The organism is Serratia sp. CMO1 (genome assembly GCF_015689115.1).
GTDB lineage: Bacteria > Pseudomonadota > Gammaproteobacteria > Enterobacterales > Enterobacteriaceae > Serratia > Serratia marcescens.
Genome location: NZ_CP065032.1, coordinates 109,320 through 131,239, shown reverse-complemented (window position 1 = coordinate 131,239; position 21,920 = coordinate 109,320). Strand labels below are relative to the sequence as shown.

Below are 21,920 nucleotides of genomic sequence, written 5' to 3'. Positions count from 1 at the left end.
AATGGTATGGCAGCGAAATGCGTGCCTGTTTACTGGACGTTCGATCACCGGGCGCAGAGCCGTCGCGGTAAGAAATGGCTTACATCGGGCGCACGCATTGACGGTTGAAGATCGAAGGTACCTTAAAAATGATTTTTGCAAAACCGTTTGATTGCCAAAACACGGGCTGAGTTCAGTTTACTTTCAACGCCAGTGGTTCGACACAGAGTATAGCTTTAGATTCAAACTCTTTAGATTTAAAACTTCGGGCAAGTTCTATATGCAGTGTGGTTAAACTTAACACGCTTCTTGGCAGGCGTCTAGCGGTGAATTGAACATCACCGCCAGGCGCCTGATACTGGGCTTCCCGCCCGATTACAGATTCGCGTTCAGGAAATCTTTGAGCTGACCTTTGGACAACGCGCCAACCTTGGTCGCGGCCACTTCACCGTTCTTGAACAGCAACAGCGTAGGGATGCCACGGATACCGTACTTAGGCGCGGTAGCCGGGTTCTGATCGATATTCAGCTTGGTGATGGTCAGTTTGCCTTCGAACTCTTCGGCAATCTCATCCAGAATCGGAGCAATCATCTTGCACGGCCCACACCATTCAGCCCAGAAATCGACCAGGATCGGCCCTTCCGCTTTCAGCACGTCAGCTTCGAAGCTGCTGTCAGTCAGGTGAATAATTTTATCGCTCATGTTCTACTCCACAGGATTATGTCTACCTTGTTGGTGTAGCATTAACCAACTCAAGGTGATTTTATTGCACCGCGTTTATTTCAACGGATGTGCTTTCGTAAAGCAATAGTTAGCTGATATTCTACCACACTATGAGCAAAACACACTTGACCGAACAGAAGTTTTCCGACTTCGCCCTGCACCCGTTAGTCCTTGAAGCCCTTGAGAAAAAAGGGTTTCACAATTGCACGCCCATCCAGGCGTTAGCATTGCCGCTCACGCTCTCCGGGCGTGACGTTGCAGGTCAGGCGCAAACCGGTACCGGAAAGACGCTGGCGTTTTTGGCGTCTACTTTTCACTATTTGCTGACTCACCCGGCGAAACAGGATCGCCAGACCAATCAGCCGCGCGCCTTGATCATGGCGCCTACGCGTGAACTGGCGGTGCAAATCCACTCTGATGCGGAAGCGCTCTCCCAGAGCACCGGCCTGAAACTGGGCCTGGCCTACGGCGGTGACGGCTACGACAAGCAGTTGAAAGTGCTGGAAAGCGGCGTGGACATTCTGATTGGCACCACCGGCCGTTTAATCGATTACACCAAACAGAACTATGTCGATCTCGGCGCGATGCAGGTCGTCGTGCTGGATGAAGCCGATCGCATGTACGATCTTGGCTTTATCAAAGACATCCGTTGGCTGTTCCGCCGCATGCCAGCGGCCGATCAACGCCTGAACATGCTGTTCTCCGCTACCCTGTCCTATCGCGTACGCGAACTGGCCTTCGAGCAGATGAACAACGCCGAATATGTTGAAGTGGAACCGGAACAGAAAACCGGCCACCGCATTAAAGAAGAGCTGTTCTACCCGTCCAACGAAGAAAAAATGCGCCTGCTGCAGACGCTGATTGAAGAAGAGTGGCCGGATCGCGCCATCATCTTCGCCAACACCAAGCACCGCTGCGAAGACATCTGGGGCCATCTGGCCGCCGACGGTCACCGCGTGGGCCTGCTGACCGGCGACGTGGCGCAGAAAAAACGCCTGCGCATCCTCGACGACTTCACCAAAGGCAACCTCGATATTCTGGTCGCCACCGACGTCGCCGCGCGCGGTCTGCACATCCCTTCCGTCACGCACGTCTTCAACTACGATCTGCCTGACGACTGCGAAGACTACGTGCACCGCATCGGCCGTACCGGCCGCGCAGGCGCCAGCGGCCACTCCATCAGCCTGGCGTGTGAAGAGTATGCGCTCAACCTGCCGGCGATCGAGACCTATATCGACCACAGCATTCCGGTGAGCAAGTACAACAGCGATGCGCTGCTGACCGATTTGCCGGCGCCGAAGCGCCTGTCGCGCCCGCGCGGCGGCAACGGCCCACGTCGCAACTCCGCGCCTCGTCGCGGCGGCGCGCCGCGCAACAACCGTAAACGTTCGAGCTGATCGCCATGCTCAGCTCCAGCACGCTTTATGCTGCCATCGATCTCGGCTCCAACAGCTTCCACATGTTGGTAGTGCGCGAGGTGGCCGGCAGCATTCAGACTCTGGCGCGGATCAAGCGCAAAGTGCGCCTGGCGGCCGGGCTGGATCAGAACAATCACCTGTCGCATGAAGCCATGCAACGCGGCTGGCAGTGCCTGCGGCTGTTCTCCGAACGCCTGCAGGACATACCGCGCGAGCAGATCCGCGTCGTCGCCACCGCCACGCTGCGTCTGGCGTCCAACGCCGATGAGTTCCTGCAGGCCGCCGAGCAAATCCTCGGCTGCCCGGTACAGGTGATCAGCGGCGAAGAAGAGGCACGGCTGATCTATCACGGCGTCGCGCACACCACCGGCGGGCCGGATCGCCGGCTGGTCGTCGACATCGGCGGCGGCAGCACCGAACTGGTCACCGGCACCGGCGCACAGGCAACGCAGCTGTATAGCCTGTCGATGGGCTGCGTCACCTGGCTGGAACGCTACTTCAGCGATCGCAACCTCGGGCAAGAAAACTTCGAGCGCGCCGAACAGGCCGCGCGCGACATGGTGCGGCCGATCGCACCGCAATTGCGCCAGCAAGGTTGGCAGATCTGCGTCGGCGCTTCCGGCACCGTGCAAGCGCTGCAGGAAATCATGGTGGCGCAGGGCATGGATGAGCGCATCACCCTGCCCAAACTGCGCCAGCTGAAACAGCGCGCCATTCAGTGCGGCAAGCTGGAAGAGCTGGAGATCGAAGGGTTGACGCTGGAGCGCGCGCTGGTGTTCCCGAGCGGCCTGTCCATTCTGTTGGCCATTTTCCAGGAGCTGGGCATCGAGAGCATGATGCTGGCCGGCGGGGCGCTGCGTGAAGGCCTGGTTTACGGCATGCTGCATCTGCCGGTGGAGCAGGATATTCGCATCCGCACCATCCGCAACCTGCAGCGCCGTTACCTGATCGATACCGAGCAGGCCGAACGCGTCAGCCAGCTCGCCGCCAACTTCTCGCAGCAAGTCGCCAACGAGTGGCAGTTGGATGCGCGATGTCGCGAGCTGTTGCACAGCGCCAGTCTGATTCACGAACTCGGCCTTAGCGTCGATTTCAAACAGGCGCCGCAACACGCCGCTTACCTGATCCGCCACCTGGACTTACCCGGCTTTACCCCGGCGCAGAAAAAACTGCTGGCCACCCTGCTGCAAAACCAGAGCAACACCCTCGACCTGTCGCTGTTGAACCAGCAAAACGCCCTGCCGCCGCGCACTGCGCAGCGTCTGTGCCGCATTTTGCGCCTGGCGATCATCTTCGCCAGCCGCCGTCGCGACGACACGCTGCCGGCGGTGCGATTACGCGCCAATCAGGACGATGAACTGACGGTGATCTTGCCGCCGGGTTGGCTGGAACAGCATCCGCTGCGCGCCGAGGCGCTGGAGCAGGAAAGCCACTGGCAGAGCTACGTCCACTGGACGCTGCGGTTGGAAGAACAACGTTGACATGACAAGGGCGCGATGAGCGCCCTTTCTTTTTAATTCCCGCCTTTGGCCTTGGCCAGCTGGGCGCGAATATTGGCCAGATGGCTCTGCCCCTTCTGCATCCGCTCTTGCGGGCTCACCACTTTGCGCTCGGTTTCCCACGCCAAATCGTCCTGCGGCAGCTCCAGCAGGAACCGGCTCGGCTCCGGCCGCACCAGCTCGCCGTACTGACGGCGCTCGCGGCACAGGGTGAAAATCAGCTCTTTTTGCGCGCGGGTGATCCCCACATAGGCCAGACGCCGCTCTTCATCGACATTGTCTTCGTCGATGCTGCTCTGGTGCGGCAGCAGACCCTCTTCCATGCCCACCAGGAACACATAAGGGAACTCCAGCCCCTTTGAGGCGTGCAGCGTCATCAGCTGTACCTGATCCAGCTCCTCTTCACTTTCGCCGCGTTCCATCATGTCGCGCAGAGTGAAGCGCGTCACAACCTGGGTCAGCGTCATCGGCTCGTCCAGATCGTTGCCTTCCAGCATTTCCGTCATCCAACCGAACAGCGTGTTGACGTTTTTCATCCGCATTTCGGCGGCCTTCGGGCTGGTCGAGGTTTCAAACAGCCAGCTCTCATAATCCACGCCGCGGATCAGATCGCGCACCGCCGCCACCGGCTCACGCTCCGCCTGCTGGGCGATGCCGCCCAGCCAGTGGGTGAAACGCTGCAGCGATTCCAACCCGCGCCCGGTCAGATGCTGGCTCAGCCCCAGATCGAAGCTGGCATGGAACAAACTCTTGTTGCGCTGGTTGGCCCACTCGCCAAGCTTCTGCAGCGTCGCCGGGCCGATCTCGCGCTTGGGGGTATTGACGATGCGCAGGAAGGCGCTGTCGTCTTCCGGGTTGGTCAGCACGCGCAGATAAGCCAGCAGATCCTTGATCTCGGGGCGAGAGAAGAACGACGTACCGCCGGAAATCTTGTACGGGATGCGGTTCTGCATCAGCATCTTTTCAAACACCCGCGACTGGTGGTTGCCGCGGTACAGGATCGCATAGTCGCCGTAATTGGTCTTTTTCACGAAGTGGTGGGCGATCAACTCCCCCACCACCCGCTCGGCTTCGTGATCCTCATTGTTGGCGGTCACCACCTTCAGCTCTTCGCCATACCCCAGTTCAGAAAACAGCCGCTTTTCAAACACGTGCGGGTTATTGGCGATCAGAATATTGGCCGCCTTCAGAATGCGCTCGCTGGAACGGTAGTTTTGTTCCAGCTTGATCACCTGCAGCGCCGGGAAATCTTCCTTCAGCAGCACCAGGTTCTGCGGCCGCGCGCCGCGCCAGGAGTAGATCGACTGGTCGTCGTCGCCCACCACGGTAAAGCGCGCGCGGTTGCCCACCAGCAGCTTCACCAGCTCGTACTGACTGGTGTTGGTATCCTGGTACTCATCCACCAGCAGATAGCGGATGCGCTGCTGCCAGCGTTCGCGCACCTCTTCGTTGCGTTGCAGCAGCAGCGTCGGCAAAAGGATCAAATCGTCGAAGTCCAGTACGTTACACGCCCGCATATGGGCGTGGTAAAGGCCGTAGCAGTGGGCGAACAGCTTGTCGCGCTCCGAGCGCGCCAGCTCCGCCGCGCGCTGGGGATCGATCAGGTCGTTTTTCCAGTTGGAGATGGTCGAAATCAGCTGCGCCACCAGCGTTTTATCGCTTTCCAGCCACTTTTCGGTCAGCTCTTTCAACAGCGCCAGCTGATCCTGGTCGTCGAACAGCGAGAAGTTGGACTTCATGCCCAGCGCCACATATTCCCGCTTGATGATTTCCAGCCCCAGGGTGTGGAAGGTGGAAATCATCAGCCCGCGCGCCTCTTTGCGCCCCAGGGTTTGCGACACGCGCTCTTTCATCTCGCGCGCGGCTTTGTTGGTAAAGGTCACGGCGGCGATGTGCCGCGCCTGATAGCCGCAATGATGGATCAGGTGGGCTATCTTGTTGGTGATAACGCGCGTCTTGCCGGAACCGGCACCGGCCAACACCAGGCAGGGCCCGGTAACGAATTCGACGGCTTGTTGTTGGCTGGGGTTTAATCGCATGGTGCTGGCTTGCTCGACTGTAAAACGTGGAAGGGAATTGTAGCAGAAAGCGCCGATGAGATTTAGCGGGTATAATCAGCGCAATTTTCGCATCGACAAAGGCAATACCATGGCAAAAACGGCGTGCGCCCTGCACATTCTGGTAGACAATGAAAAGCTGGCCAACGAGCTGCTGGCCAAGCTGAAGCGCGGCGTCAGCTTCGACACGCTGGCGCGCAAATATTCGAGCTGCCCGTCAAAACGCAACGGCGGCTCGCTGGGCGAATTCAACAAGGGCGCGATGGTGCCTGCGTTCGATAAAGCGGTGTTCAGCATACCGCTGCTCAAACCTTACGGCCCGGTCAAAACCCAGTTCGGTTACCACATCATCAAGGTGCTGTATCGCAACTGAGGGGGCCTGAGCCCCCTGTCGCGATATTACTGCGCGCCGGCGTCCGTCGCCGGCGCAGCCACCGCAGCGTCGGCCGGCTTGGCTTCTTCCGTCACCACCGCCGGCGCCGGCATCATGATGCCGTCATAGGTTTCCTGCAGCTGCTTCATGCTCATTTCCGGCTCGCCCTTCGGCTGCATCAGCACCAGCGTCGCCTCCTGAGAAAGCTGCAGCTTCAGCGCCTGATTCAGCGTCTCCAGCGTCAGGCTGGACAGGAATTCCTGGCGCAGTTTCTGATACAGCTCCGGCGCAATATCCACCACCCCGCTCTGCTGCGAGCGTAGGCGCTGGCTCATCAGCACATCGGTGTCGGTGCGGGCGTAGGTCGCGAACAGCTTGCTCAGCTGATCGTTTTTCTGCGCCAGCAGCGCATCGAATTCCTCTTTCGACAGGCCGTTGTCACGCACGTTGGCCAGCTCGCGAGCGATAAAGCCCAGGCTGCCGTTCAGGTTGTTGTTCGGCGTATCCAGATGGATGGCGCACTGCCCGCGCTGGTACTGCACGCGGCAGTCAAAGCCCAGATGCAGGCTCTTCTGGTCGCTTTTTTCCAGCGTCTGCTGAAGATGCCAGAACAGCGCCTCGCGGGCGAGATCGCCACGCCAGTAACGAAGCAGGCTCTGCGAATCGCGAATCGGGTGCCACGGCGAATCCCACATGATCGACAGCGTATCCTGTTTCACCTGCTCGCTGATCAGGCTCACCGGCTGCTGCGGCAGCGGTGTCAGCGTCGGCATCGGGGCCGGGGTTTCACGTTTGCCTTGCAGCGGTGAGAACGCCTTGTTGATCTGCTCGCCCAGGCTGCGGCTGTCAACCTTGCCGACCACGAACAGCGTCATGGCGTCCGGGGTATACCACTGCTGATAAAATTTCTTCAACTGCTCGAGGTTGACCGGCCGTTTCGCCGGCTGAGCAGGATCGTGCGCCAGCAGCGTCGAACCTTTCAGGCGGTAACGCCACCAGACATCTTGGGTATTGGGCGGGAAAGTGCCGACCGGATTGATGGTGGAATTCATCACCGCATGCACCGTATGCTCGTCGATCGCCAGTTTGCCGGTGGTGTCCGCCAGCCAGGCCAGCGCTTCTTTCAGCAGGTCGGGCCGGTTGTTCGGCAGGCTGAGGTTATACATGGTGAAATCATACGAGATGATAGCCGGCGGCAGCGGCCGCTCGTTATCCACGCTCTGTTGCCACAGGGCGCGCAGCTGCGGCGCGGTAAAGCTTTCGCTGCGCGCCAACGCCAGCCGCGGCAGCAGGTGGGCGAAACCGGTCTGCTGCGAAGACTCCACCAAAGAGCCGGTATTGACGATCAGCCGCAGTTCCACGCGGTCGCTTGGCCGCTGCGGCGTATCGAGAATCTGCCATGAAAACCCGTTGGCCAGCGCCCCCTGCTGCCAGGCAGGATCGGGTTGTAGTGCTTCAGCCTGCACGCTGCTACTGGCTGCAGCCAATAGCAGCCCACCAACTATAAGATGAATTCTGGTGCCCTGCATGTGAACCCCTACTTAATGACTATCCAATTTCTTATGCAAATGCGTGTATTCCATTCAATGGAATCATAAAAATACGCCCTGAGTTTCACGGTGGGGCGGAAAGCAGAAAGTGTACCATCGTGTTAGACCGCGCGCCTTTGCGGATGTCACTCATTAGAGTGAAAAATAATGGATTGCGGGGTTTTTAATGCAAAAAATCGTTACGAGGCAGGGGAAGAAGCTCACCGGCCGCGGATGCGGCCGGTGATTTACCGCCGATATCAGGCGGAAGGCAGCGTTTTGTCCGCGCCGGTGTTTTTGTTGTTCAGCGTGTCTTTCAGCTGTTTTTCATCCAGCTGGTTACACCATTTGGCCACCACCACGGTCGCCACCCCGTTGCCCACCAGGTTGGTCAACGCGCGGGCTTCCGACATGAAGCGGTCGATGCCGAGGATCAGCGCCAGGCCGGCCAACGGCAGGTGGCCGACGGCGGAGATGGTGGCGGCCAACACGATAAAGCCGCTGCCGGTCACGCCCGCCGCCCCTTTGGAGGAGAGCAGCAACACCACCAGCAGGGTAATCTGATGCATGATATCCATGTGGGTGTTGGTCGCCTGAGCGATAAACACCGCGGCCATGGTCAGGTAGATAGAGGTGCCGTCCAGGTTGAAGGAGTACCCGGTCGGAATAACCAGACCCACCACCGATTTCTTGCAGCCCAGCTTCTCCATTTTATCCAGCATGCGCGGCAGCGCGGATTCGGACGACGAGGTCCCCAGCACGATCAGCAGCTCTTCTTTGATGTAGTTGACGAATTTGAAGATGCTGAAGCCGTTGGCGCGGGCGATGCTGCCCAACACCACCACCACGAACAGGATGCAGGTGATATAGAAGCACACGATCAGCTGGCCGAGTTGCACCAGGGTGCCGACGCCGTATTTACCGATGGTAAACGCCATGGCGCCGAAGGCCCCCAGCGGCGCCAGGCGCATGATCATGTTGATGATGCCGAAAATCACCCGCGAGAAGCTGTCGATCACGTTGTAGATCAGCTGCCCTTTGTCGCCCAGACGATGCAGGGCGAAGCCGAACAGCACCGCGAACAGCAGCACCTGAAGAATGTTGCCGCTGGCGAACGCGCCGATCACGCTGCCGGGGATGATGTCCAGCAGGAACGGGATGATGCCCTGCTGCTGCGCCTGCTCGGCGTAGACCGCTACCGCTTTGGCGTCCAGCGTGCCGGGATCGACGTTCATGCCGGCGCCCGGTTGCACCAGGTTGACGATCACCAGGCCGATAATCAGCGCGATGGTGCTGACGATTTCAAAATACAGCAGCGCGATGGCGCCGGTGCGCCCTACCGCCTTCATGCTTTCCATGCCGGCGATGCCGGTCACCACGGTGCAGAAGATCACCGGCGCGATGATCATCTTGATCAGTTTGACGAAGCCATCGCCCAGAGGTTTCATCTCGGCGCCGAGGTCAGGGTAGAAATGGCCAAGCAGGATACCCAGCGTGATCGCCGTCAGCACCTGAAAATAGAGGCTCTTAAAGATCGTTGTTTTCATATGAACATCCTATGGGGGGAAGACACGCATCAGGCAGCAGTCTAAAAATCCAGCCTGTTCATCGCTTGCGCGGAAAATAACACCCACTTAACAACATGGAAATAATTTGTTGCACCCACCGTGTGGGGTTGATGTGAATTTAAGAGCTGAAACGCGTCAGTCGGGGTGCAAAGCTGAAAATTGCGTAAGCCTTTGTTTGCACTAACGCAAAAGAGGTAGATAAAGAATGGCGATTTTCGGACGAGGAAAAGTACCGGAAAGGTATCGCGACGCTCACCGCGCCGCGCGGCAAAACTCGGCTTCGAACGCTTCGCGCGGCAGCGGCCGGGCGAACAGGAATCCCTGCCCACTGCGAATGCCGTGCTGCAGCAGCCAGTCGCGCTGTTCGGCGTTTTCCACGCCTTCGGCCATTACCGGCAACGCCAGCACTTCGGAGATCGAACTGACGATGCGCACCATCGCATCGTCGGCCGGCAGCCCCTGAATGAAACTGCGGTCGATCTTAATCAAATCGATCGGCAGGGATTTCAAGCGGTTGAGGTACTCCAGGCTGGAGTAGCCCATGCCGAAGTCGTCCAGCGCGATCGACAGCCCCAGGTCGTGCAGCTCGCGCAGCAGCGCCAGGGCGCGATCGAGATCGTCGATGCGTACCGTCTCGGTGATCTCCAGCAGCAGCTTGCGCGGATCGATCCGATACTGCGCCAGCAGGTTTTTCAGATGCGGGACGAACGCTTCATCCTGCATCTGAATTCCGGAAACGTTAACCGCCAGCGGCAGCGCAATGCCGCGTTGTTGCCAGTCCGCCAGGATGCGGCAAGACTCTTCCAGCACCCAGTTGCCGAGAGGCACGATCACGCCCAGCTCTTCCGCGAGCGGGATAACGTCGGCCGGCAGGGTATAGCTGCCGTCATACTGCTGCCAACGCAGCAGCGCTTCGGCGCCGATCACCTCGTTGGACTGCATGTCGATCTGCGGCTGCAGGAACAGCGTGAAATGCCGCTGCTCGATGCCGTGCAGGATCTCGCTCTCCTGCGTCAGCCGCTTCTGCGTGCGTTCCGTCAGGCTGGGTTCGAAGAACAGGATCTGATTTTTTCCTTCGCGGTGCGCGGACATCATCGCCGAGGTGGCGCTGCGCAGCAGCTGTTCCGCACTCTCCCCCTGATTGAGGTAGTGCGCGATGCCGATGCTGGCGTTGGGCCGCAGCGCCAGACCTTCCAGCGTCAACGGCGCATTGATCTCCGCCATGATGCGCCGCGCCAGCTGCATGGCGTGGAACGGCCGCTCGATACCCTTGGCCAGAATGGCGAATTCGGTATTGCTCAGCTGCGCCAACACGCCGTTTTCGTCGATGCAGCCGCGCAGCTTCTTCGCCAGCGCCAGCAGCAGCGCTTCGCGCATCGCCGGGCTCATCACGCCAGACGCTTCATGCAGCGTCTCAATGCCGATCACCAGCAGGTTAAAACGCTCAGGGCGCAGACTGGAGGCGATATGCTGTTCCAGCAACGCGTTCAGCAATGCAGGATTCGGCAGTTCGGTCACCGGGTGGCGGGTGCTCAGGCGGCTCATGTCGGCATGCGCCTTGGCCAGCGTCTGTTGATTGCGGTTGTAATTGCGCACCAGCAGGCCGAGCTCATCGTCCTGGTGCAGCGCCGGCAGCATCAGCTGGTGATAGGGCGCTTCGTCCTGCGAGATGTTCTCCAGCTCTTTGGCCATCGCGCGCAGCGGATGCACCATCAACCGGTTCATGCACCAGGTGATGGCTACCGACAGGATCAGCGCCAGCAACAGGTAGGTCGACAGCATGGTCGACAAAATGCTGAGGATAAACTGGTACATGCGGAACGAATCGGCTTGCAGCACCAGATAGGCCAGCGGCTGCTGGTTGGCCGGCACCCGTTCCAGCGAATAGAGCGGCACGGAAATTTGGATAGGCAGCTCAAACAACCGGGCGATCAGCGTCGGCACCGGCCGCTCCGGCGGGAAATTGGCGTGCAGCGCCTGAAACTCGTTCGGCAAGACGATATCCGCCCGGCTGAGAATGCCGACCGGCAACAGCGTGTTCAGCACCCTTTTGGCTTCCGGCACGTCCATGCGCAGCACCGCCTCCGCCAGCGGCTGGCGCACGGAGTGGGCGATATTCTCCAGTTGCTGGGCGTAGTCATCCCTGCGCTGCTGCACAAAGTGGAATAACTGGATCACGATAAAGATGCAGATCGTAACCAGCGCCACGCCGGACACTGTCGCCATCTGCTTAATCGTTAACGAACGCCTGACCCGCAAACCTGCTCTCCGTGAAATCGGGCTGAAACAAAAAAGGGGGCTGACTCTCACCCGCCCCCTCGAACCGGGCTGAGTATACTCGATCATCGGCTGTTTTTATCTGGCTATGCCGCAGGCAAAACCAAGAAAATCGCGGGTTTCAGTCTTTTCCTAAAGCGAACAAACGCGACCCGCACACAGGGTAACAAAACTCCCCGGCGTCCGACACTCTGAATCTTTCCCCCTTCCGGCTACTTGAAGTCGGCGTAAGGCGTCAGCGGCTGCGGCGGCAAATCGAGATCCCCTTGCCAGCCGGCCAGGGAATAACGCAGATAAATCAGCGCGTGGCTCGGCGTATAGTCCTTCGCCTGTTGAATGTCGATGCCGGCGCCGAGCGTCCAGTGCGAACTGAGACGGCGTTCGACGATCGCCCGCAGGGTATAACCGACGCCGCTCGAGGAGCTGCCGTCCTCGACGGCGAACTTATCGGGCAACGAATCCGGGATCAGTCCCTGCAGCGGATAACGGCGCTGGCTGTCGGTTTTGGAATGGGACAGTGAAACCGAACCGCCCAGCTCCCACGACCAGTTCTCGGTGCGCTGACGGTAGTTGACCGGCAGCGACAGCGACAGATATTGCTGCGGGCTGTAATAGCCGCCCTGCCCCAGCGAATAGCCGCTCAAATCCTTCTGGTAGTGCCACAGCATGGTATTGAGCCCGACGCTCAGGCGGCGATTGTCTTCGTTGATCAGCTTGTAGTAGTAACCGGCCATCAACCGCTGCCGCTGGTTGTCCGCCACGTTCTTGCCGGTAATCTGATGCGCGCTGAGATCGGCCCAGACGCCGTTCGCCTCGCCGCGATCGTAGCTGGCGCTCAGGCTGACGCCGGTGGCGCGCACGCCGCCCCAGGTGATGCCGGTATTCGGGTCTTTGGCGCCGCCGAACGCCAGCAGCGAGCTGGAAATCGGCCGCCGCGAGGCCGCCAGCGTCCAACCAATGTGGTTCCAGTCGCCGCTGTAGGCCAGGCCGCCGGTCCAGTCGACCACCTCAAAGCCCATCGGCGTCGTGCCGATGTCGGCGGCCCAGCGATCGTTTTTCCAGCCGGCCGCCACGCTGGTGCCGGTGGTTTTCTGGTGTTCATCGCCGCGGCACCCTTGCGTGTGGCAGGTGCCGAAGGTTTCGTAGTACTTGCCGCTGCCGTCGGTCGAGAAGCGGCCGGCATCCAGCTGCACGGTGTCGGTCCGCAAGAAGGCGCGCCCGTCATACAGCGGCATGTCCACCTGCAGCATGGTGTCGTGCGCGTTGAAGTCGGAAATGCCGCCGGTGCCGCTCGAACGCCAGTAATCGTGATCGAGCGTGACGTTCACGTCTTGCTGTCGATACAGATCCGCGGCGTCGGAGCGGATGCCGCGTTTCAGCCAGTCGTCGTTCGGATTATTGCGCGTCAAATAGGTGTAGCCGTCATTATCCTGCGGCAGCGTCGGCGTGATGCCGCCGGCCACCATCGCCTGGCGGTAATCCTGCTGCGCCCGCTCAGGCTGTTGCTGAGCCCGTTCCAGCCGGGCGGCGTCACGATAAACAAGCGCCTTGGTCTGCCCGGCGGGCTCCGAAGCCGCCGCCGTTTTCAGCCGGCTGAAGAGCGCGTCGGCCTGCTGCGGATCGCCGACCGCGCCCCAGGCGTTGGCGACCCGCCGTTGGCTGTTGAGCGAAGCGTCTTGCGGCTGCGGTTCGGTTTTCAGCCGCTGACGCGCCGCGTCCAGATCCCCCTGCGCCACATAGGCTTCGATCTCGCCCAGCTGCGCATCCGGGTTGTTCGGTTCACGCCGTTTCACCCGCTGATAGTCGTCCAGCGCCGCCGCATACTCCCCGCGCGCCAGCGCCCAGTCGGCGAGCAGCAAATCGATGCGGGTGTCCGCCGGCTGCCGACGCAGATAGGCTTCCGCCGCCGCTTCGTCACCGGCGGCCCGCAGCCGTTCGGCATGCTCGATTACCGCCTGCATTTTCAGCCGCTGCGCCAGTTCGCGCATGTTGTCGTTCCATTGCGCCGCAGGCAGCGTATTGAGCTGCGCCAGCGCCTGCCTGTCGCGATCGCTGCCGGAAAGATAGAGCGCATAGGCGTAGGTCAGCTGCGGATTGGCATGTTGGCGCAGCGCCAGCTGCCGGAACAGAGCGTCCGCCTGCTGCGGCTGCCCGGCCTGACGCAGCGCCTGCGCATAGCGATAGGTCAGCCAGACGTCGTCGGGCGCCATCGGCTGGGCGCGACGATAGATTTCCGCCGCCTGCAGCCACTGCTGCTGTGCCGCCAGCGTCTCCGCCTGCTGCTTCAACATATCGAGCCGCAGTCCTTCGAGGGTGCTGCGCAGCTTGGCCTGTTGGCTGCGCGGCAGGCCGTTGAGGTAGGCCAGCGCTTTTTCCGGCGACTGGCGTTGATAGATATTCACCAGGCCGCGCAGCGCGCTGCCGTTGCCGGGATCGCGCCGCAACGCCTGCTGATAAAACCCTTCCGCCGCGGCGTCATCCTTGCTCGCCACCGCCACATCGCCCAGGCCGATAAACGCATCGCCGTCGCTGTCGTCGAGCTGGCGCGCCTGTTGATATTTCTGCCGAGCCAGCGCGAGATTGCCGGCCTTGAGCGCTTTGTCGCCCTCGTCGATCGCCAGCCAGTAGCCGGTGCTCTTGATCAGACTCTGCCATTTTCCGCTGCCGTAGCCGCTCTTGTCGGCGGCCAGCGCCTGGCGAAACAGCTTCAGCGCCTGCGGGCGGTTGCCGGCGCGCGAGTAGGCCTGGCCGAGCGCGCCCAGCACCTCGGCGTCGTTCGGCGCCGCCGCCAGCGCCTTTTGCAACTCTGGAATGGCTGCCCGGCTGCCGCCTTTATCCACCTGCGCCAGACCGCGCACCCGCGCCTGATAAGCCGGATCGGCCAACAGCTTCTGCTGTCTGGCCAGTTCTTCGCGGGCGCTGGTCGCCTGATCGCCGGTGTCGAATACGCCGAGGAAACGGTTGAGCGCCGCTACGCTCTGCGCGCTGACCGGCATCGCTTTGACCTTGTCCAGCCACAGATCGGCGGCGTCACCGCGCCCGGCCGGATCGGCGGCGATCTTCTGCAGCAGTTCAAAGGCCTGCGCGTCCTGGTTCTGACTGAACAGCATACGCGCCAGCGACATGCGCAGCGCCACATTGCCTGAATATTGCTGATCCAGCGCCTGCAGCTGCTTTAACGCCTTCGCCTCCTGCCCCGGCAAACGCGCCACCAGCCGCCAGTATTCTACCGCCAGATCGAGCGTCGGCGGCTCGCCGTGAAACAGCGCATCGTACTGCGCTTTGGCTTCCGGCAACCGGCCGGCGGTCGCCATCAGGCGCGCCTGCTGCAGCTTTTGCCGGGTTTCCGGCTGGGTCAGCAGCATGTTCATTTGCGCCTGGCGATAGGCGCTGGACTGCGGCGCGAGGGTTTTCAGCTTGTCCAACTGCTGCTGCGCCAGCGCCATGTTGCCCTGCCGCAGCGCCAAACGCATGCGCGCGGCGATCACGTCCGGGTTGTTCGGATCCATCAGCTCGAGCCGGTACAGCGACTGGCGCACCAGATCGTCCTTGTTGCCGGCCTCGCCAATGCGCACCTGTTCCAGCAGCCACTGTTCCGGGGCCACGGCCTCCGCAGCGCGCGCCTGCGGCAGCATCGCCAGGCTCAGCGGAATCAAATTCAGCCAGTTTATTTTGAAGTTGTGCATTGGCCGTCCCACGAGGGTTGCAATTCACCCTGACGATTAAAGCGATAACGTTGTTGATCCCATCCCTGACCGAACAGGGTCAGCGAGGCGCTGAAATAGGCGTCATCACCCGGCGGATGCTCGCTGATGCGCTGCCGCTGCACCGCCAGCGCTTCAGCCTGCGTCGCCAGCATCGGCAGCATAGAAGCGGAGAAACCGACCGGGCCGTCGCCGGTAGTTTTGCCGCTGGCGGTATCGGTTTTCTCCGGCGGAACGCCCTGTTTGGCAGTGAGCTGCGCCATCGGCTGGAAGCGTTCAAGCAGCGCCGCCTTGTGTTCATCGTCGTCCGCCAGCATGCCGGCCCACAGATAAACCCGAATGGCGTCGTAGCTGCCGACGTTTGGCTTGACGGTGTCCGGCTGCCAACCGGCGCCGACCCGCCACACCACCCAATCCGGCGAGAAGCCGTGCGGCGCGGTGTCCAGCCACAGTCGCTGATTGATCTCGCGCATCGCACGCCATGGGCCGTTCAGCGCCGCAAAACGCGCCAACAGCTGCGGCGGCAGGTAGCTGGGATTCAGCCGCCAGCGATCTTCCGCCACGAACCCGACTTTGCCCGGCAGCAGCATCAGGCCCAGGCCGGGAATGTCGGCCACTTCCTCGCGGCCGATGCGTTGCAGCAGCAGCGTTCCCAGGGTTTGATAACGCCGGCTTTTCCACAGGCGGCCGGCTTCGAGCAGGTTGTAAGCAATCCACCGGTCGGCGTCCGACGCCGAGTTGGCGTCCAGCACCTTCCACTGCTTATCGTCGCTCTCGCCCCACAGCCAGGCGGGCAAGCGGGCGCTGAGATCGCCCGCCGCCAGATTGTTCTCCGTCCAGGTCAACAATAGGTCGAAGGTCGGCCGGTCGTTGGCCACCAGGGCGAAAAACAGGCCGTAACTCTGTCCCTCGGAGGTGGTGATTTTGTTCGGGCTGCTTGGGTCGATCACCCGCCCCTGCGGGCTGATGTAGAATTGCTTGTACTGTTGCCAACCCGGCCACTCGCAGGCCGCGGCGGCGCTGAAGGCGCACAGCAGCAGCATGCCGAGCGACAGGCGTTGCAGCATCGCGTTCACCGCCGTCAATCCCGATCTTCAGGCGCCAGACGACGCCGGCTGAAGGCCTTCAGGCCGCGCCACAGCATCAGCCCCAGGATCACCACCAGCACCACCGCGATCACCGCCAGCAGTACCGGATGGGTGGAAAGGGCATACCACAGCCGCTCCCACCACGGCAGGTGGCCGACATAGTAAACATCGCCGACGCGCAAGCTGTTGACCCCCGATTCGCGGATCACCGCCACCGAGCCGAACACCGCGGCGCGCTTGCCGCTGTCCAGCAGGGCATTGTTCAGCAACTCATAGCCGCGCGGGCTGTCCGCCAGCAGCGCCACGATGCTGCGCTGATCGTTGAACGGCGATTGCACGCCGATGATCGCCGACATCGCGCCTTCGGAACTGACGGTGGTCTTGCTGTCCGGCTTGGCGTCCTCCGCCAGCAATTCCGCGCTCGGCAGCGGCGGCTGTCGCGTCGGCTGCTTCACCCAGCTTTGGGTGGCGTCCACCAGCAGGCTGATTTTCTTGTCGTCGCGCAGCGCCGGCGGAATGGTGCCGACCATCAGAATATCGTCGTCACGATCCTTGGCCTGCGACCAGTCGTCGCTCAGCGTAAAGGCCAGCGCCGGGTAGCCGGTTTGCGCGCCGATCACGCCAAGCGCGTTCAGCAGCGCGCTGACCTGCGCCGGCTGCGGTTTCTGGTTCACCAACACCAGCGTTTGCGACAGATCCGCCAGGCGGCTGAACGGGAAGCCGGCGTTGGCGAAGGCGCGCAAGTCCGGCATCGCCATAAAGTGGCGATAACCGGAGAAATCGATGGTAGACGCGCCGTCGATCACCGCGTGGTTTTGCGTGAAGGAGTAGGTTTCGCAGCGCCCTTCCGCGCCGCTGGCCAGCAGCGTGGTGTAGTCAAAGTCAAAGCGCAGCTGGTTGGTGGCGCCCAGCCGCAGCGCCGGGATACTGACGTTCTTGTCGGAGTCGAGCAGCCCCTGCGTCAACGGCAGGCGCAGCAGCTGCGCGCCCTGCTCGTGTTCCGGCACCAGCGAGTAAGCCTGCACGAACTGGTTGTTCAGGCTGACGCTCAGCCGCGAACCATCCTGAATGCGCGGCGCGGTATAGCGGTATTTCAGGTGCATATCGATACCGGTGCTGCGGATCAGGAACAGGTCCGGCGGCAGGTTCATGGTCAGCGAAATCGGGCCGGGCTCGATGCCGCTGGTTTGCAGCTGTTCGGCATATTGCTGCAGCTCGGCGAAGGTCATCGGCCGATCGGTGCGCACCCAGTTCGGCGCGTCGTAAGGCTGGCGCGGCGCGAGCTGTTCCACCTTGTCCACCGTCACGTTCTGGCCGCGGAACAGGATGTTACCCTGCGCGATGCCCTTCACCGCGGTGATCAAATCGTTGTCGTCACGCCCCTGAATCAACAGCAGTTTGACGTACGGATTGTCGGGGTGGCTGATCATCTCCACCGTCGGGCCGTTGACCGCCGGATAATCGCGCAGGAAATCCGGGCGCTGCGAGTTGGTGGCGAACACCACCGCGTGCTGCGTCGGCAGCGCATTGTACAGCGTCGGGAAGGATTGCCCGCGCCACTGCGCCTTGCTGCCGAACCAGGAGGCCAGAATGCCCGCCGCGCGCTGCTGGGCGAGATCAGGCTGGCCGGCGAATACCATCGGCAGCGTCAGCGGCCGATTATCGCGGCTGTCGAAGAACGGCTCAGGGAAGTGCGACAGCTCGTTTTTCACCGGCAGCGTCTGGAAACGCAGCTTCAGCGCGCTGGACTTGCTGACGTCGAGCCACAGCGAAGTGCTGGCCGGGTTTTCGCAGATGTTCTGATAATGGCCGACAAACACCAGCCTGACGCGGTTAAAATCGGTGATATAGCGCGGATCGATCGCCATTTGGATGCGATTGGGCTTGCCCAGCTGCTCTTTGGCGAGGGTGGTCACGCCCATCAGTTCGTCGTTCAGATAGACCTTGACGTGCGACTCCACCGGGATCAGCGCCGGCGACGGCGTAAACTCCATATCGAGCATCGCCTGCGAGACCACCTCATCGCTGCGCACGCCGAATTCGATCTGTCCGTCCGGCCGGGTGCCGCGCAGAACAAAGGTGCCCGGCGGCGGCGCTATCTGCGCAAACGGCAGCGATACGTCGCGCACCGGCGCATTCGGATCCTGCGGCGCGGCGGCCGGCGGTGGCGCGGTCGCCGTATCGGCCGCCGCGGCGATCGGCGGCTGAGCCGCCACGGTCGGCGCAGTGGCGGTTTCGGCCTGCGACAGGGTACTGATGCCTAAGGCCAGAGCAGTTAACCAGGTTATTTTTCGCGTCATCGTATCATCATCAATGTTGGAGCCTGTTCACCGGGCGAGTGAGCGGGCGGTTGAACTCGCAGCTAACCCACTGTTTCTTGTTGATCCAAGGTCGGATCCCTGCCGACGCCGCGCGGAATAAACGACACGACCCAGGCGGTCAGCGACGTGACCCCGACCAGCAGACCGCGCACCAGCGGCGGCGCGTAGTCCGCCATGCGCACATAGCCCCGGAAGCCCAACGCCAGCACGTCGCGCAGGCTTTCGATCGGCCGGTCTTCAGGGAACCCGTCCTGCCACAGCGCCCAGGTATCGGCGCGGGCGAAGGTGCACTGAATGAAATCGATGTGTTCACGGGTGGAGAGACTGACCAGACGCACCCCCACCTTGTTGCCGAAGGCGCGCGTCACCACACAGGGGAAGCTGTACTCCTGCTGGCCGCGCTTGAGCAGCAGCGAGGCCTTGTCGCCGTCTTTCAACGCGTTTTCCACTCGCATCTCAATGCCCACGCCGCCGTCGGAGTAATCGCGCAGCGTGCAGGGGTAGAGGTGGCCATCGGCACGCGCGATCGCCGCCGGCATGGCGATCTCCACGCGGTGCGCCTGACGCACCTGCTTGGCCTCCACCGCCACCGCCACCGCGCCGCCGAGAATGGTCATGTTGTACAGCACCCACACCAGGCTGATGATCACCGTCATCACCTCGTCCGTCGGGCCATAGGCCAGCCGCCAGGCGCCGAACGCCAGCCCGGCCAGGTTCAGGACCACCAGGAACATGTAAGGACGGGTGATCACCCAGTCAACGTGCTCCTCCTCCACCAGCCCGCCCTTGGCGGTCACGTTGAATTTGCCCTTGTGCGGATTGAACAGCGCCACCGTCGTCGGCCGCGCGATATACCAGGCCAGCACCGTTTCATAGATTTCGCTCCAGAACGAATGGCGGTATTTCCCCTGGATGCGCGAGTTGGTCAGGCTGGCGTGGATCATGTGCGGCAGCACATAAAGCGCGATCGCCAGCGCCGGCGCGAAGATGATGTAGGCATGCAGCAGTAAAAACGCCAGCGGCGCGGTGAGGAAGATCAGCCGCGGAATGCCCGACAGAAAGTGCAGCATGGCGTTGGCGTAGCACATGCGCTGCGCCAGTTTCAGCCCCTTGCCCAGCAGCGGGTTGTCGAGCCGGAAGATCTGCACCATGCCGCGCGCCCAGCGAATGCGCTGGCCGATGTGCGCCGACAGGCTTTCGGTCGCCAGTCCGGCGGCCTGCGGAATGCGGATATAGGCCGAGGTGTGTCCGCGCCGGTGCAAGCGCAGCGAGGTGTGGGCGTCTTCGGTGACGGTTTCCACCGCGATGCCGCCGATCTCATCCAGCGCGCTGCGGCGCAGGATGGCGCAAGAGCCGCAGAAGAAGGTCGCGTCCCACATGTCGTTGCCGTCCTGCACCAGCCCGTAGAACAAGGTGCCCTCGTTGGGCGTCTGGCGGAAGCGGCCGAGGTTGCGCTCGAACGGATCCGGCGAGAAAAAGTGGTGCGGGGTCTGCAGCATCGCCAGCTTTTTGTCTTTGAAGAACCAGCCCATGGTCAGTTGCAGGAAGGAGCGCGTCGGCACGTGGTCGCAGTCGAAAATCGCCACGAACTCGCCGGTGGCCTGCTTCAGCGCATTGTTGATGTTGCCGGCCTTGGCGTGTTCGTGGGTCGGCCTGGCGATGTATTTCACCCCCACTTCGGCGGCGAACGCCCGGAATTCAGGGCGATTGCCGTCGTCGAGGATATAAATGTTCACTTTCTCTTTCGGCCAGTCGATGCCCAACGCCGCATAGATGGTGGGCTTCACCACCCCGAGATCTTCGTTGTAGGTCGGCACCATCAGATCGATGGTCGGCCAGGTGGCGCTGTCAGCGGGCAACGGCACCGGCTGGCGGTTAAGCGGCCAGACGGTCTGGAAATAGCCCAGCACCAGTACCACCCAGGCGTAGGTTTCCGCCACCAGCAGCAACAGGCCGCACACCAGGCTGAGCGGGTCGTCCCAGTTCAGCGTGGCGGTATAACGCCACCACAGGTAACGACAGGAAACGGTCAGCGACAGCACGATCAGCATCAGCGCAGGCAAACGCCCCGGCACCCGGCGCACCACCATCGCGATCCCCCACAGCAGCACGACGAACACGAACTGCGCCGACAGATCGAACGGTTGCGAGATGCACAGCATGGCGAGGATCGCCGCCAACACGCCGACCAGAATAAACAGCGCGCGTCGCATGCCGCGGTTCATGCGGCCGAGGCGCTCTACCGAACGCTGTTCCACGCCGGCGTTTTTCAGCCGTTGCGGCAGGCTCTGCAGCCAATCGGCGTAGCGCTGCTGCAGCCGCCGCCACCCGGCGAAATAGTCGCGCGGCACCGGCGCGCGGCCGCTGCGAAACAGCAGCAGCCACAGACCCTGCAGCAGATAGCGCAGCGCATCCGCCGGGCGCGGGCGTTCGGCGGACAGATGCGGGAACCAGTAAGCGCGGCCGACGCGCACGCGCTGCCAGGCCGGTGACTCGAAGCGCAGCAGCATCCACCCCAGCACCACCAGCAGCGTGGCAAAAAAGGCGGTCAGCGCCGACGCGCCGTTGCGGCGATAGCCGCGGTAGCGCGCCTGTACCGCCTGACGCACCGGCGGCACCAGCAGCAGGCTCAGCACCCGGCTCATGGCGCAACGCCCCGTTTGAGGTTGATCAGGCACCAGTTGGCCAGCGTCAGCACTTCATCCGCCGCCAGGCTCTCGGGGCGATACTCGCCCAACGGCTGTTTGACCGCCAGCGCTTCCGCCAACGCTTCGTCGCGGTGGATCACCACCGGCAGCAGGCCGCTCAGGGTTTGCAGCCACAGCTGATGCAGATCCTGCTGCAGCTGGCTGGCGGAGGAGTAGTGATTGACCAGGAAACGGCAGTCATTCGGCAGCGTCTGTTGATGGAGCCGCACCTGACAGTTGGCGTCGGGGTTCAACAGCACGAACACGCTGTCGGCAAGCTGCAGCGCCTGCTGCGCCAACACGCCGTCCCCGACCGGGACATCCAGCAGGATCCAGCGCTGCGGATCGCCGGCGATCAGTTGGCGCAGGTTCTCGCGCCAACGCTCCGGCTGTTGACGACACTGGCGCTGCACTTCCAGCCTTTCCGCCCCATTCAGGCGGCCAAAAGGCAGAAAGTCGAGGTTTTCACAATAACGCAGCGCACCTTCCCGCCAAGCGCCGCCATCCTGCTCCGCGCGGGCCCAGCCGCGCGCCAGCTCGAACGGCGTGTTGAAATGCAAGCGCAGCAGATTATCCGGCGTGAAGTCGATCGCCAGCACCGACTCGCCCAGCTGCTGCAACGCCCAGGCGAGCGCCGCCGTGACCGAGGTCGTCCCCATTCCACCCCGCAACCCTTGCAGCGCGAGCACCGGCATAG

The 21,920-nt window shown here is 62.0% G+C and carries 13 protein-coding genes; 3 read left to right on the top strand and 10 right to left on the bottom strand.

Annotated elements, in window-relative coordinates; genetic code table 11:
* Window positions 1–354: 354 nt before the first annotated feature.
* A complete protein-coding gene (gene trxA, locus IT763_RS00555) occupies window positions 355–681 on the bottom strand; it encodes a thioredoxin TrxA (RefSeq protein WP_004934187.1) in 327 nt (108 codons plus the stop codon).
* Between the two features lie 131 nt (window positions 682–812).
* On the opposite strand from trxA, the gene rhlB reads away from it, so the two are divergent.
* Window positions 813–2,099, top strand: coding sequence for an ATP-dependent RNA helicase RhlB (gene rhlB, locus IT763_RS00550; RefSeq protein ID WP_015376249.1), 1,287 nt, complete (start codon window positions 813–815; stop codon window positions 2,097–2,099).
* A gap of 5 nt (window positions 2,100–2,104) precedes the next feature.
* Entirely contained in the window at window positions 2,105–3,601 is a 1,497-nt protein-coding gene (gene ppx, locus IT763_RS00545) for an exopolyphosphatase (protein WP_016929512.1), read from the top strand.
* Window positions 3,602–3,633: 32 nt separating this feature from the next.
* Here ppx and rep read toward each other — a convergent pair whose 3' ends face one another.
* Complete coding sequence (gene rep, locus IT763_RS00540; RefSeq protein ID WP_004934177.1) at window positions 3,634–5,658, bottom strand: DNA helicase Rep; 2,025 nt, start codon at window positions 5,656–5,658, stop codon at window positions 3,634–3,636.
* A 109-nt stretch (window positions 5,659–5,767) separates the two neighbouring features.
* On the opposite strand from rep, the gene ppiC reads away from it, so the two are divergent.
* Window positions 5,768–6,049, top strand: coding sequence for a peptidylprolyl isomerase PpiC (gene ppiC, locus IT763_RS00535; protein ID WP_004934175.1), 282 nt, complete (start codon window positions 5,768–5,770; stop codon window positions 6,047–6,049).
* Window positions 6,050–6,075: 26 nt separating this feature from the next.
* On the opposite strand, the gene IT763_RS00530 is transcribed toward ppiC, so the two are convergent.
* The 8 genes from IT763_RS00530 to bcsQ form a co-directional block, all read right to left on the bottom strand.
* Window positions 6,076–7,578, bottom strand: a complete 1,503-nt coding sequence (locus tag IT763_RS00530; protein WP_116403981.1) for a pitrilysin family protein — start codon at window positions 7,576–7,578, stop codon at window positions 6,076–6,078.
* Between the two features lie 260 nt (window positions 7,579–7,838).
* Entirely contained in the window at window positions 7,839–9,125 is a 1,287-nt protein-coding gene (locus tag IT763_RS00525) for a dicarboxylate/amino acid:cation symporter (protein WP_016929514.1), read from the bottom strand.
* A gap of 273 nt (window positions 9,126–9,398) precedes the next feature.
* Window positions 9,399–11,405, bottom strand: coding sequence for a biofilm formation regulator HmsP (gene hmsP, locus IT763_RS00520; protein WP_028127370.1), 2,007 nt, complete (start codon window positions 11,403–11,405; stop codon window positions 9,399–9,401).
* A 230-nt stretch (window positions 11,406–11,635) separates the two neighbouring features.
* Window positions 11,636–15,109, bottom strand: coding sequence for a cellulose synthase complex outer membrane protein BcsC (bcsC, locus tag IT763_RS00515; RefSeq protein WP_143778378.1), 3,474 nt, complete (start codon window positions 15,107–15,109; stop codon window positions 11,636–11,638).
* Window positions 15,091–16,203 carry a cellulose synthase complex periplasmic endoglucanase BcsZ gene (gene bcsZ / locus IT763_RS00510; protein ID WP_206195436.1) on the bottom strand — a complete coding sequence of 371 codons (1,113 nt, stop codon included), beginning with the start codon at window positions 16,201–16,203 and terminating at the stop codon, window positions 15,091–15,093. Before bcsZ ends, bcsC begins: the two co-directional genes overlap by 19 nt.
* Before the next feature lie 5 nt (window positions 16,204–16,208).
* Window positions 16,209–18,515 (bottom strand): cellulose biosynthesis cyclic di-GMP-binding regulatory protein BcsB, encoded by a 2,307-nt coding sequence (bcsB, locus tag IT763_RS00505; RefSeq protein ID WP_048796355.1) that lies wholly within the window; start codon window positions 18,513–18,515, stop codon window positions 16,209–16,211.
* A gap of 62 nt (window positions 18,516–18,577) precedes the next feature.
* Window positions 18,578–21,181, bottom strand: a complete 2,604-nt coding sequence (bcsA, locus tag IT763_RS00500) for a UDP-forming cellulose synthase catalytic subunit (protein ID WP_206195071.1) — start codon at window positions 21,179–21,181, stop codon at window positions 18,578–18,580.
* Window positions 21,178–21,918 (bottom strand): cellulose biosynthesis protein BcsQ, encoded by a 741-nt coding sequence (gene bcsQ, locus IT763_RS00495; protein WP_206195070.1) that lies wholly within the window; start codon window positions 21,916–21,918, stop codon window positions 21,178–21,180. The genes bcsA and bcsQ overlap by 4 nt, the downstream gene beginning before the upstream one ends.
* Window positions 21,919–21,920 lie beyond the last annotated feature (2 nt).